This window comes from Streptomyces albus subsp. chlorinus (assembly GCF_013302895.1).
GTDB lineage: Bacteria > Actinomycetota > Actinomycetes > Streptomycetales > Streptomycetaceae > Streptomyces > Streptomyces chlorinus.
This window is the reverse complement of record NZ_VJOK01000001.1, coordinates 1714200-1726613: the sequence shown is the minus strand read 5'-3', so window position 1 is coordinate 1726613 and position 12414 is coordinate 1714200. Positions and strand designations below refer to the sequence as shown.

General features: G+C 74.6%; 12 protein-coding genes and 1 pseudogene. 12 read left to right on the top strand and 1 reads right to left on the bottom strand.

The genetic code is table 11. From position 1 onward, the window contains the following. Nucleotides 1-74: 74 nt before the first annotated feature. Nucleotides 75-707, bottom strand: a complete 633-nt coding sequence (locus FM076_RS07810) for a TIGR03085 family metal-binding protein (protein WP_173869206.1) — start codon at nucleotides 705-707, stop codon at nucleotides 75-77. 216 nt (nucleotides 708-923) lie between these two features. Here FM076_RS07810 and hisI point away from each other — a divergent pair, with 216 nt between their 5' ends. From hisI to FM076_RS07755, 12 genes and pseudogenes are all read left to right on the top strand, one after another. Continuing rightward, on the top strand, nucleotides 924-1280 hold the full coding sequence (hisI, locus tag FM076_RS07805) for a phosphoribosyl-AMP cyclohydrolase (RefSeq protein WP_173869205.1): 357 nt from the start codon (nucleotides 924-926) through the stop codon (nucleotides 1278-1280). An 11-nt stretch (nucleotides 1281-1291) separates the two neighbouring features. Beyond that, nucleotides 1292-2832 (top strand): annotated as a pseudogene (locus tag FM076_RS07800) (anthranilate synthase component I). Beyond that, nucleotides 2829-3509 carry a TIGR02234 family membrane protein gene (locus FM076_RS07795; protein WP_173869204.1) on the top strand — a complete coding sequence of 227 codons (681 nt, stop codon included), beginning with the start codon at nucleotides 2829-2831 and terminating at the stop codon, nucleotides 3507-3509. The pseudogene FM076_RS07800 and the gene FM076_RS07795 overlap by 4 nt, the downstream one beginning before the upstream one ends. Before the next feature lie 250 nt (nucleotides 3510-3759). Beyond that, nucleotides 3760-4035: an HGxxPAAW family protein gene (locus FM076_RS07790; protein WP_173869203.1), complete on the top strand. Its 276-nt coding sequence runs from the start codon at nucleotides 3760-3762 to the stop codon at nucleotides 4033-4035. A 47-nt stretch (nucleotides 4036-4082) separates the two neighbouring features. Then, nucleotides 4083-4478 carry a DUF2752 domain-containing protein gene (locus FM076_RS07785; RefSeq protein ID WP_173869202.1) on the top strand — a complete coding sequence of 132 codons (396 nt, stop codon included), beginning with the start codon at nucleotides 4083-4085 and terminating at the stop codon, nucleotides 4476-4478. 209 nt (nucleotides 4479-4687) lie between these two features. Then, nucleotides 4688-5506 carry an indole-3-glycerol phosphate synthase TrpC gene (gene trpC / locus FM076_RS07780; RefSeq protein WP_173869201.1) on the top strand — a complete coding sequence of 273 codons (819 nt, stop codon included), beginning with the start codon at nucleotides 4688-4690 and terminating at the stop codon, nucleotides 5504-5506. 6 nt (nucleotides 5507-5512) lie between these two features. Next, nucleotides 5513-5665 carry a tryptophan biosynthesis modulator TrpM gene (trpM, locus tag FM076_RS35265; RefSeq protein WP_369126522.1) on the top strand — a complete coding sequence of 51 codons (153 nt, stop codon included), beginning with the start codon at nucleotides 5513-5515 and terminating at the stop codon, nucleotides 5663-5665. Nucleotides 5666-5817: 152 nt separating this feature from the next. Beyond that, entirely contained in the window at nucleotides 5818-7062 is a 1245-nt protein-coding gene (gene trpB / locus FM076_RS07775; RefSeq protein WP_173869200.1) for a tryptophan synthase subunit beta, read from the top strand. Between the two features lie 56 nt (nucleotides 7063-7118). Continuing rightward, complete coding sequence (trpA, locus tag FM076_RS07770) at nucleotides 7119-8009, top strand: tryptophan synthase subunit alpha (protein WP_243274366.1); 891 nt, start codon at nucleotides 7119-7121, stop codon at nucleotides 8007-8009. 149 nt (nucleotides 8010-8158) lie between these two features. Then, on the top strand, nucleotides 8159-8902 hold the full coding sequence (locus FM076_RS07765) for a DsbA family protein (protein WP_173869199.1): 744 nt from the start codon (nucleotides 8159-8161) through the stop codon (nucleotides 8900-8902). 87 nt (nucleotides 8903-8989) lie between these two features. Beyond that, nucleotides 8990-10099 (top strand): prolipoprotein diacylglyceryl transferase, encoded by a 1110-nt coding sequence (lgt, locus tag FM076_RS07760; protein ID WP_173869198.1) that lies wholly within the window; start codon nucleotides 8990-8992, stop codon nucleotides 10097-10099. Nucleotides 10100-10188: 89 nt separating this feature from the next. After that, nucleotides 10189-12414 (top strand): proton-conducting transporter membrane subunit (locus FM076_RS07755; RefSeq protein ID WP_173869197.1); only part of this gene is annotated, 2226 nt, incomplete at its 3' end.

The window sequence follows — 12414 nt, the reverse complement described above, 5'->3', positions numbered from 1 at the left end:
GCCCCCCCGGCGCTCAGGGGGGCGGGCGTTCCGTTCCCGGTCCGGACGACTGCGGGAGACGACTGCGGAACCGGTCACAGCCCCAGAGCGGCCTCCTGGACGCGGGCGACGGCGGGCTTGTCACCGTCCAGCTCGACGGTGGCGTGGCTCTGGCGGCCTGAGACGAACAGCAGCAGCTCCGAGGGGGCGCCGACGGCGGTGACGACGGGGGCGCCGCGGCGGGCCACCGCCGTCTGCCCGTCGGGACGCCGCAGCACCAGCCCCGCCGGGGACTTGCGCCCGTACAGCCGCGCCCCCGTCTCCAGGCGGCGCCAGAGCGCGTCCTCGAAGACGGGGTCCAGCTCCCGCGGTGTCCAGTCGGGCTGGGCGCGGCGGACGTCCTCGGCGTGGATGAAGAACTCCACCGTGTTCGCGGCCTCGTCCACCTGCTTGAGGGCGAACGGGGACAGCCGCGGCGGTCCGGTGCGGATGAGCTGGATCAGCTCGTCGTACGGCTTGGCGGCGAACTCGGCCTGGACGCGCTCCAGTCGGGCCGCGAGCGGCTTGAGCACGAGGCCGCCCGCGGCGTCCCCGCGGCGCTCGCGCACGACGACGTGCGCCGCCAGGTCCCGGGTCCTCCACCCTTCGCACAGGGTGGGGGCCTCGGGCCCGTGGGTCTCCAACAGATCGGCGAGGAGAAGGCGTTCTCGCTTGGCATGGGTGGACATGCCCGCAAGGGTACGGCGCGGGCGCGGTGAGTGGGCGGGCGTGCGCGGGGTGTGTCCGTGCCGCCGGGGAGGGCGGGCGCGCGCCCGTGCGGGACGGTCGCCGGGCGGGCCGCGGGAGGCGCGCGGCACGGGCACGGGGCGGACCCGGCACGGGCACGGGGCGGACCCGGCACGGGCACGGGGCGGACCCGGCACGGGCTGCGGGACAATGGACGCATGTCCCAGGAGACCCCCCTCGACCCCGCCCTCGCCGCCCGCCTCAAGCGCACCCCGGACGGCCTCGTCCCGGCGATCGCCCAGCAGTACGACACCGGGGAGGTGCTGATGCTGGGGTGGATGGACGACGAGGCGCTCCACCGCACGCTCACCTCGGGGCGCGCGACCTACTGGAGCCGCAGCCGCCGCGAGTACTGGGTCAAGGGCGACACCTCCGGGCACGTCCAGTGGGTGAAGTCCGTGGCGCTGGACTGCGACGCGGACACGGTGCTGGTCAAGGTGGACCAGGTGGGCGCCGCCTGCCACACGGGCACGCGCACCTGCTTCGACACGGACGTGGTGCTTCCGGCCCAGTAGGGTGAGGGGCCATGACGGCGCCCGACCTCGAAACATTCCGCACGCTCGCCAAGGACCGGCGGGTCGTCCCGGTGACCCGCCGCCTGCTGGCGGACGGCGACACCCCCATCGCCCTGTACCGGAAACTGGCCCGGGAACGCCCCGGCACCTTCCTGCTGGAGTCGGCGGGCGGGGGCGCCTCGCACGGCAGCGGGGGAGGCCACACCTGGTCGCGCTACTCGTTCATCGGGGTGCGCAGCGACGCCGCGCTGACGGTGCGGGACGGCCAGGCCCACTGGCAGGGCACCCCGCCGGTGGGGGTGCCGCGCGACGGCGACCCGCTGGCGGCCCTCCGCGCCACCATCGAGACCCTCCACACCCCGCGCGACCTGCACGAGAGCGGCGACCTCCCGCCCTTCACCGGCGGCATGGTCGGCTACCTCGCCTACGACGTCGTCCAGCGGCTGGAGAAGGTCGGGCACCACCCGGACACCGTGGACGACCTCGGGCTGCCCGAGGTGACCATGCTGCTCACCTCCGACCTGGCCGTCCTGGACCACCGCGACGGCACGGTGCTGCTCATCGCCAACGCGATCAACCACAACGACCTGGAAACCGGCGTGGACGAGGCGTACGCGGGCGCCGTGCGGCGGCTGGACGCGATGACCGCCGACCTCGCGCGCCCCGCCCCCGTCGACCCGCCGCGCTGCCCCCCTCCGAACTCCCCGACTTCGAGGCCCGGTCGGGCGGCGCCACGTACACCGGCTGGGTCGAGGACATCAAGGAGCGCATCCGCGGCGGCGAGGCGTTCCAGGTGGTGCCCTCGCAGCGGTTCGAGACCCGCTGCGAGGCCGGCGCGCTGGACGTCTACCGGGCGCTGCGGGCCACCAACCCGAGCCCGTACATGTATCTGCTGCGCTTCGACGGCTTCGACATCGTCGGCTCCAGCCCCGAGACGCTGGTCAAGGTCGAGGACGGGCGCGCCATGATGCACCCCATCGCGGGCACCCGGCCGCGCGGCGCCACCCCGGCCGAGGACGCGGCGCTCGCGGAGGAGCTGCTGGCCGACCCGAAGGAGCGGGCCGAGCACCTGATGCTGGTGGACCTGGGCCGCAACGACCTGGGCCGGGTCTGCGAGCCGGGCAGTGTCGAGGTCGTCGACTTCATGTCCGTCGAGCGCTACAGCCACGTCATGCACATCGTCTCCACGGTCACCGGCCAACTGGCCGAGGGGCGAACGGCGTTCGACGCGCTGACCGCCTGCTTCCCCGCGGGCACCCTGTCCGGGGCGCCGAAGCCCCGCGCGTTGCAGATCATCGAAGAGCTGGAACCCACCCGGCGCGGGGTCTACGGCGGCTGTGTCGGATATCTCGACTTCGCCGGCGACTCCGACACCGCCATCGCGATCCGCACCGCGCTGCTGCGGGACGGGAAGGCGTTCGTCCAGGCGGGTGCGGGTGTGGTCGCCGACTCCGACCCCGTGGCGGAGGACACCGAGTGCGCCAACAAGGCCGCGGCGGTGCTCAGGGCGGTCCGGACGGCCGAACGGCTCGGGGGTAGCGTGGAGGGGTGACTTCTCAAACCCCCGCCTCGGCCCCGGACGACGGCGCGCCCGGTCCCGAGAGCGCCCCTTCGGGCGCCGCGCGCTCGCGCGCGCCCCGGGTCGCGCTCGCGGTGGCGCTGCTGTGCGGCGCCCTGGGCGCCGCGCTCGCGCTGGTCTCCGCGGGGCAGACGTGGAGCACCTCGACCGCGGGTTTCGCGCAGGGGAAGGTGCCGGTCAGCGCCGAGGGCAGCCAGGTGACCGGGCTGCCGAGCGCGCTTGGACTGGTCGGCCTCGCCGCCCTCGTCGCCGTCTTCGCGGTACGCCGCGCAGGACGCCGCCTCGTCGCCGCTCTGCTCACCCTCTGCGGTGCCGCCGTCGCCGCCTCCGCGCTGCTGGGAGCCGACGACACCGGAGCGCTCACCGAGCAGGCGGCCAGGACCAGCGGTCTGACGGACAGCGGCATCGGCGCCGTCGACGTCACCGCCTGGCCCTACGTCTCGGCCGCGGGCGGGGTCCTGCTGGTCCTCGCCGGGCTGCTCGCGCTGCGCTACGGCAGCGCCTGGCCCTCGATGTCCGGCAGCGCCCGCTACGAGCGCACGCCCCTGCGCCGGCGGGCCGCCCGCCCGCAGCGCATCGACCCCGACCGGCCCGAGGACCTGTGGAAGGCGCTGGACCGGGGCGAGGACCCCACGCACGGCACCGCCTGAAGGCGGCCCGGAGCCCGACCCGGCAGGGCGGGAGTCCGATCCGTCAGGGCCGGCGCCAGATCCGGCAGGGCGGGAGTCCGATCCGTCAGGGCCGGCGCCCGCCCGGCTGGCGGCGGCCGGCGGCGGCCGCCCGGAGCGGCAGCGCACAGCCGTACGGGCGACCCCCGTGCCGCCACCCGCGCGGGGAAGGGGGAGAATGGGCGGTGAACGGGCCGGGTGGCCCCTCTTCACGTTGTGACAAGGAGTATTCATGGCGCACAGCCACGGACACACCCCGGCCGCCTGGACCGGCGTGATCATCGCCTTCGTCGGTTTCTGCGTGGCTTCCGTCTTCACGGTGACGGCACAGCCCGTCGGTGTGATCGCCGGGCTGGCCATCATCGCGGCGGGAGCCGTGATCGGCGGCATCATGAGCGCGGCGGGACTCGGCCAGAAGAAGAACAAGGGCATGACGGCCGAGCAGGCCCGGGCGCACAAGCGCGCGCACGAGGAGGCCCACCACTCCAAGGCCGGGGCCCACTCCTGAGCGAACGGCACCATGCCGCCCCGCCGCGGCACCGCCTGCTCGGCGCGGTGCTGCGGCTGGCCGCGCCCCTCGGCTCACTGGCCGTGGCGGGCGCGGCTTTCGCGTATGTGGCCGCGGTCGACCCCAACCGGCCGGGCCACTACCCGGCCTGCCCCTTCCTGGCCGTCACCGGCCTGTACTGCCCGGCCTGCGGGGGACTGCGCAGCGCGCACGCCCTCGCCCACGGCGACCTGCCCACCGCGCTGGGTGCCAACGCGGCAGCCGTCGCGCTCTTCGCCGTCCTCGCCCTCGGCTGGCTGCACTGGACCGCCCGCGCCGCCCGCGCCCGCCCCTGGTCCCTTCCGGTGCGGCCGCGGGCCTGGCACGCCTGGGCCGCGGGCGTGCTGCTGGCCGTCTTCACCGTTGCCCGGAATACCCCGCTGGGCACGGCGCTGACGCCTTGACCGCGGTGATCCGCGCGTGACGGAGTGCGCACCGGCCCGTTCCCGCACGGATGCGCGGTGGGGATTCGTCCGCTATGTGGGATTCCGGGCAACCGGATGCGAGGGCTCCGTCCGTCGGCGGATACCATCGCAGTGCCCCACCTGACCACCCTCGCCCACCCGCGGGGGACCGGCAGGCAGCCAGACCCAGCCAGCAAGGAGGCCGCTCGGTGAGTGTGCTCGACGAGATCATCGAAGGCGTGCGTGAGGACCTCGCCGAGCGGCAGGCGCGCGTCAGCCTCGACGAGCTCAAGGAGCGCGCGGCCCGGGCGCCCCAGGCCAAGGACGGGCTGGCCGCCCTCAAGGGCGACAGCTCCGCCGGGGTGCGGGTGATCTGCGAGGTCAAGCGCTCCAGCCCCTCCAAGGGCGCGCTCGCCGCCATCGCCGACCCGGCCGGCCTCGCCGCCGACTACGAGGCGGGCGGCGCCGCCGTCATCTCCGTCCTCACCGAGCAGCGCCGGTTCGGCGGCTCGCTGGCCGACCTGGAGGCCGTCCGCGCCCGGGTGGACGTCCCCGTGCTGCGCAAGGACTTCATCTTCTCCTCCTACCAGCTGTGGGAGGCCCGCGCGCACGGCGCCGACGTCATCCTGCTGATCGTCGCGGCGCTGGAGCAGGAGGCCCTCGTCTCGCTGATCGAGCGGGCCGGGTCCATCGGGCTCACCCCGCTGGTCGAGGTGCACGACGAGGAGGAGGCCGAGCGGGCCCTGGAGGCCGGGGCGAAGATCATCGGCGTCAACGCCCGCAACCTCAAGACCCTGGAGGTCGACCGGGGCAACTTCACCCGGATCGCCCCGGAGATCCCCGACCACATCGTCAAGGTCGCCGAGTCGGGTGTGCGCGGCCCGCACGACCTGATCGCCTACGCCAACGAGGGGGCCGACGCCGTCCTCGTCGGCGAGTCCCTGGTCACCGGCAAGGACCCGCGGGCCGCCGTCTCCGACCTCGTCGCCGCCGGCGCCCACCCCGCCCTCCGCCACGGGAGGGCCTGAGGCCGCATGACCGCTTCCGTCTCCCTGTGCTCCCTCGCGCTGGCGCGCGGGTGCAGGCCCCGCGGCTGCCGGGCACCGGCCCGGCGGGTGCGCGGCCGGTCGGTGCGGTACCACATCGGTTGTGAGCCCGGTGTGATCCGCGGCCGCCGATGGCGCTGACCTCCTCCCCGCCCCGCTCCCGCCCGTGACGTGCGCCCGGGTGCGGGCGCCTGCCCGTGGCCGGGGAGGCGCCCGCGCCGGGTGAACGGCGGCCGAGCGCCGGGCGGGGCAAGCGCGTCAGCGTCAGCCCACACCCATACGAGAGGGTCGGCATGCCATCCGACTACTTCATCCCTGACCCCGAGGGCCACAGTCCCGACGCCACCGGCTACTTCGGCGCGTTCGGCGGGAAGTTCATCCCCGAGGCCCTGGTCGCCGCCGTCGACGAGGTGGCCGCCGAGTACGAGAAGGCCAAGGCGGACCCCGCCTTCGCCGCCGAACTCGACGAGCTGCTCGTCAACTACACGGGCCGCCCCAGCGCGCTCACCGAGGTGAAGCGCTTCGCCGAGCACGCGGGCGGCGCCCGGGTCTTCCTCAAGCGCGAGGACCTCAACCACACCGGCTCCCACAAGATCAACAACGTCCTGGGCCAGGCCCTGCTCACCAAGCGCATGGGCAAGCCCCGCGTCATCGCCGAGACCGGCGCGGGCCAGCACGGCGTGGCCACCGCCACCGCGTGCGCCCTCTTCGGGCTCGAATGCACCATCTACATGGGCGAGATCGACACCGAGCGCCAGGCGCTGAACGTCGCCCGGATGCGGATGCTCGGCGCCGAGGTCGTGCCCGTCACCTCCGGCAGCCGCACCCTGAAGGACGCCATCAACGAGGCGTTCCGCGACTGGGTGGCGAACGTGGACCGCACCCACTACCTCTTCGGCACGGTCGCCGGGCCGCACCCCTTCCCGCAGATCGTCCGCGACTTCCACCGGGTGATCGGCGTGGAGGCGCGCCGCCAGATCCTTCAGCGGGCCGGGCGGCTGCCCGACGCCGTGGCGGCCTGCGTGGGCGGCGGCTCCAACGCCATCGGCCTCTTCCACGCGTTCCTGCCCGACACGGACGTGCGGCTGGTCGGCTTCGAGGCGGCCGGCCGCGGTGTGGACTCCGGCGAGCACGCCGCCACCCTGACGGCGGGCGAGCCGGGCATCCTGCACGGCTCGCGCTCCTACGTCCTCCAGGACGACGAGGGCCAGATCACCGAGCCGTACTCGATCTCGGCCGGGCTCGACTACCCGGGCATCGGCCCCGAGCACGCCTTCCTCAAGGACAGCGGACGCGGCGAGTACCGCCCGGTCACCGACGAGGCGGCGATGCGCGCCCTGCGGCTGCTCTCGGAGACCGAGGGCATCATCCCGGCCATCGAGAGCGCGCACGCCCTCGCGGGCGTCCTCGACCTGGGGCGGGAACTGGGTCCGGAGGGCATCGTCCTGGTGAACCTCTCCGGCCGCGGCGACAAGGACATGGACACGGCCGCGCGCTACTTCGGCCTGCTGGACGGGGAAGAGGGGGACGCGAAGTGACCGCCGGAACCGCGCAGAACGCCGCGACGGGGAACGCCGCGACGGGGAACGCCGCAATGGAGACCGCCGCAGACACGAGCGGCACCGGAGGCGCCGGGACCACCGGGACCGCCGGAGCCGCCGGGACCGCCGGAGCCGCCGGGAACGCCGCACTGCTGGGCGAGGCCCTGGCCCGGGCCAGGGCCGAGAACCGGGCCGCGCTCGTGGGCTACCTGCCCGCGGGCTTCCCCACCGTCGAGGGCGGTATCGCCGCCTGCACGGCGCTGCTGGAGAGCGGCTGCGACGTGGTCGAGGTGGGGCTGCCGCACAGCGACCCGGTCATGGACGGGCCGGTCATCCAGACGGCCGACACGATCGCCCTGCGGGGCGGGGTGAAGATCGCGGATGTGATCCGCACGGTCCGCGAGGCGCACGCCGCCACCGGCAAGCCGGTACTGGTCATGACGTACTGGAACCCGGTGGACCGGTACGGCGCCGAGCGGTTCGCAAAGGAGCTGGCCGCCGCCGGCGGTGCCGGGTGCATCCTGCCCGACCTGCCGGTCGAGGAGTCCGCGGGCTGGCGGAAGGCGGCCGAGCGCGCCGGGCTCGCGACGGTGTTCGTCGTCGCGCCCAGCAGCCGGGACGAGCGGCTCGCCCGGATCACCGCCGCGGGCAGCGGCTTCGTCTACGCGGCCTCCCTGATGGGGGTCACCGGCACCCGGGAGTCCGTCGGCCACGAGGCCCGGGAGCTGGTGACGCGGGTACGCGCCACCACCGCGCTGCCGGTGTGCGTGGGGCTCGGCGTCTCCAACCCCGAACAGGCCGCCCAGGTGGCGGAGTTCGCCGACGGCGTCATCGTCGGCTCGGCGTTCGTCAAGCGACTGCTGGACGCGGACGGCCCCGAGGAAGGACTCGCCGGGGTACGGGAGCTGGCCGCCGCGCTCGCCGAGGGCGTGCGGCGCGGCTGACGACCGGCCAGGGTCTCGACCCCGGGCTCCGCTGCTGTGGCGGCGGTGCCCGGGGGCGAGGCCCCTCACACCCGGGCGCTCTCTTCTTTCGGGTGAAAATGAGGGCCGGGCCCCGCGCGGGAGCGCGCCCTCTCGTTGGCTCCAGCGTGATGAGCCAGAACAGCAGCGAAGACGGCAAGCGCTCGGCCCGGGAACGGCTGCGGGCCGAACAACAGCGTCACAAGGCGAGCGAGAAGCGGCGCCGCACCCTCAAGGCGGGCGCGGTCGTCGTGGGCGTACTGGCGGTGGCCACGGCCGTCGGCGCGACCGTCGCCGGGCAGACCGGTGAGGGCGACGACAGCGCCCAGTCGGCGAAACCGATCACGGTGGGACACCGGGACGCCCCCGCCAAGCTCACCGTCTACGAGGACTTCCGCTGCCCGGCGTGCGCCCAGTTCGAGAACGCGTACCGGGGCACCATCCGGAGCCTGGAGAAGGCGGGCAAGCTCAAGGCCGAGTACCACCTGGTCACGCTCATCGACTCCAGCCTGGGCGGCAGCGGTTCACGCAAGGCGGCCAACGCGGCCGCGTGCGCGAAGGACCAGGGGAAGTTCGCCGCGTACCACGACGTGCTCTACCGCAACCAGCCCGCGGAGCAGGACGACGCCTTCGCCAGCACCAGGCGGCTGATCCGGCTGGCCGGGAAGGTGGACGGGCTGGCCGGACCCGCGTTCGAGAAATGTGTGACGACCGGCCGGCACGAGGCGTGGGTGAAGCGCGCCGACGAGGAGTTCCGCACCTCGGGCCACCAGGGGACCCCCACCGTGCTGCTGGACGGCAAGAACGTCTACGCGAACCAGGCCGACCCGCTCACCCCGGGGAAATTGCGGAAGATGGTCGAGCGGAAGGGCTAGCCGCCGGGCGGGCCACCAGGCGTTATCCAGCCGTTGTGCGGACTGATTGTCCCGGGTGCCGCCGGGCACGGTAGCGTCGGGTGCGCCATGGAGACCCTTGCCTTTATCCCCAGTCCCTCGGTCGGCGAGCTTCATCTCGGGCCGATTCCGCTGCGCGGCTACGCGCTCTGCATCATCCTCGGCGTCTTCGCCGCGGTCTGGCTCGGCGGGCGCCGGTGGGTCGCTCGCGGCGGACGGCCGGGGACGGTCGCGGACATCGCCGTGTGGGCCGTGCCGTTCGGGCTGGTCGGGGGCCGGCTCTACCACGTCGTCACGGACTACCAGCTGTACTTCGGCGAGGGGCGCGACCCGGTCGACGCCATCCGGATCTGGGACGGCGGGCTGGGGATCTGGGGCGCGATCGCGCTCGGCGCGCTCGGCGCGTGGATCGGCTGCCGCCGCCGGGGCATCCCGCTGCCCGCGTACGCGGACGCGGTGGCGCCGGGCATCGCGCTGGCGCAGGCGCTCGGCCGCTGGGGCAACTGGTTCAACCAGGAGCTGTACGGGCGGCCGACCGATCTGCCCTGGGCCCTGAAGATCGACCCCGAGCACCGCCCCGTAGACACCCCCGACCTGGCCACGTACCACCCCACCTTCCTGTACGAGTCGCTGTGGTGCGTCGGTGTCGCGCTGCTGGTGATCTGGGCCGACCGGCGCTTCCGGCTGGGACACGGCAGGGCGTTCGCGCTCTACGTGGCGGCCTACACCGCGGGGCGGTTCTGGATCGAGTACATGCGGGTGGACGACGCGCACCACGTGCTCGGCATGCGGCTGAACAACTGGACGGCGATCGTCGTCTTCCTCGCCGCGGTCGTCTGCGTCGTCGTCTCGGCGAAGAAGAGGCCCGGCCGGGAAGAGGTCGTCGAACCGGAGGCCGGTGAGGCCGGTGAGGGCGGCGAGACCGGGGAGAGCCGGGGGAACGGTGCGGACGGTGAGCCGACGGACACCGGCGGGGCGGGCGGCACCGGTGGGTCCGGCGGGTCCGGTGGGTCCCAGGACCGGGCCGCGGGGAGCGCCCGGACGGAGACAGGGGCGGAGCCGGGCACCGCGGACGGCCGGAAGGCGCCGCGGAAGGCGGAGACGGGCGCGGCCGGCAAGGGCGCGGGCGAGGCGGCGGACAAGGCCGCGGGCGCGGCCGTGGACGGGTCCACCGCCTAGCCCACCGCCTGGTCGCCGCCGCACGCGGGCCGCCCGGCAGCGCAGGCCGCCTGTCCGAATTGCCTGGCTATGTATGCAATTCTCTGTGCGTGCTGTGGTTGATCGTCGTCCACTTCGCCGCCGCGTGCTGCGCCGCACCCCTGGTGCGGTGGCTGGGCACGCGCGCCTTCTGGGTGCTCGCGGCGGCACCCGGCGCGGCGGCGGTGTGGGCGGCGGCGCACTGGGGCCGCGTCGCGGACGGCGGCACACTGACCGAGCACACCGACTGGATCCCCTCCCTCGGCGTCGGGATCGCGCTGCGGTGCGACGCGCTCGCCCTGGTGATGGTGCTCATCGCCGGAGGCGTCGGCGCGCTGGTGATGGTCTACTGCGCGGGCTACTTCACCCGCGACGAGCCCCGCCTCGGCACCTTCGCCGGCTCGCTGACCGCGTTCGCCGGGGCGATGCTCGGCCTCGTCCTGGCCGACGACCTGATCGTGCTGTACGTGCTGTGGGAACTCACCACGGTCTTCTCCTTCCTCCTGATCGGCCACGGCTCCGAGCGCCGCACCAACCGGCGCGCCGCGCTCCAGGCGCTGCTCGTCACCACGCTCGGCGGGCTGGTGATGCTCGTCGGCTTCCTGATGCTCGGGCACGCGGCCCGCACCTACCGGATCTCGCACCTGGTCGCGGACCCGCCGGGCGGGGGAGCGCTGGTCGCGGGCGGCCTGGTGCTGGTGCTGGTGGGCGCGCTGTCGAAGTCGGCGGTCTGGCCGTTCAGCTTCTGGCTGCCGGGTGCCATGGCCGCGCCCACACCCGTGTCCGCCTACCTGCACGCGGCGGCCATGGTCAAGGCCGGGGTCTATCTGCTCGCACGGCTCGCCCCCGGCTTCGCCGACGTGGCGCCCTGGCGGGTACTGGTGCTCGTGCTGGGCGGCCTCACCCTGCTGCTGGGCGGCTGGCGGGCGCTGCGCGAGACCGACCTGAAGCTGCTGCTGGCCTTCGGCACGGTCAGCCAGCTCGGCCTGCTCACCCTGCTGGCCGGGGACGGCCACCGGGACACCGCGCTGGCCGGGACGGCGATGATCCTGGCGCACGCGCTGTTCAAGGCACCGCTCTTCCTCGTCGTGGGCGCGATCGACCACCTCACCGGCACCCGTGACCTGGGCCGGCTCTCCGGACTGGGCCGCACCCTGCCCGGACTGTGCGCCGTGGCCGTGCTCGCCGGGCTGTCCATGGCGGGGCTGCCGCCGCTGCTCGGGTTCGCCGCCAAGGAAGCCTCCCTCTCCGCCCTCCTCGGCGGCGGGACGGCGCAGACGGGAGCCCTCGCCGCGTTGGTCGCCGGGTCGGCGCTGACCTGTGCGTACACCCTGCGCTTCCTGTGGGGCGCGTTCGGTGGCCGCAGCGGCTCCCCGCCCCTGAGACCGGTCACCCTCCCCACCGGCACCCGCACCGGAGGGCGGCTGCTGGGGCCGCCCCTGGTGTGCGTGCTGGCCGGACTGGCGCTGGGGCCCGCCGCGTCGTCGCTCGGCCCCCTGCTCGCCCGGTACGCCGACACCCTTCCGCCGGCCGGCCCGCCCTTCCCCCTCGCGCTCTGGCACGGCTGGGGTCCCGCACTGGGACTCTCCGCCCTCTCCTGGCTCCTGGGAGCGGCGCTCTTCCTCGCGGGCCGGCCGCTGGCGGCGCTGGGCGACAAGCTCTCCCAGGCTGACGGCGACCAGGTGTTCGCCCGCTCGCTGTGGGCCCTGGAGCGGCTCTCCCTCCAGGTGACCGGCGCCGTGCAGCGCGGCTCGCTGCCCGTCTACCTGGCCACGCTGCTCGCCGTGCTGCTCGGCTTCGAGGGCGCGCAGCTCGCGGGCGGCAAGCCGTGGGCGTACATCGGGCCGGTGCGGTGGTTCGACTCGGTACCGCAGCTCGTCGTCGCCGTCGGCGTCTCGGGCGTCGCGGTGCTGTGCGTCGTGGCCCGGCAGCGGATGAAGGCGGCCGTGCTGGCCGGGATCACCGGCTACGGCGCCGGCGTCCTCTACGTGCTGCACGGAGCGCCCGACCTGGCCCTGACCCAGTTCGCCGTCGAGACGGTCTCGCTGATCGTCTTCGTCCTCGTCCTGCGCAGACTGCCGGCCCTCTTCCCCGACGGGCACCGGACGTGGCGGCTGCGGCGCGGAGTGCAGCTGCTGTTCGCGGTCGCCGCCGGCGGGCTGGTCGCCGGGCTCATCCACCTCTCCCTCGCGGCCCGCACCGGCCCGGCCTCCGGCCCCCGGCTGCTGACCGCCACCGCGCACGAGGACGTCACGAACGTGGTGGCCACCACCCTCGTGGACCTGCGCGCCTGGGAC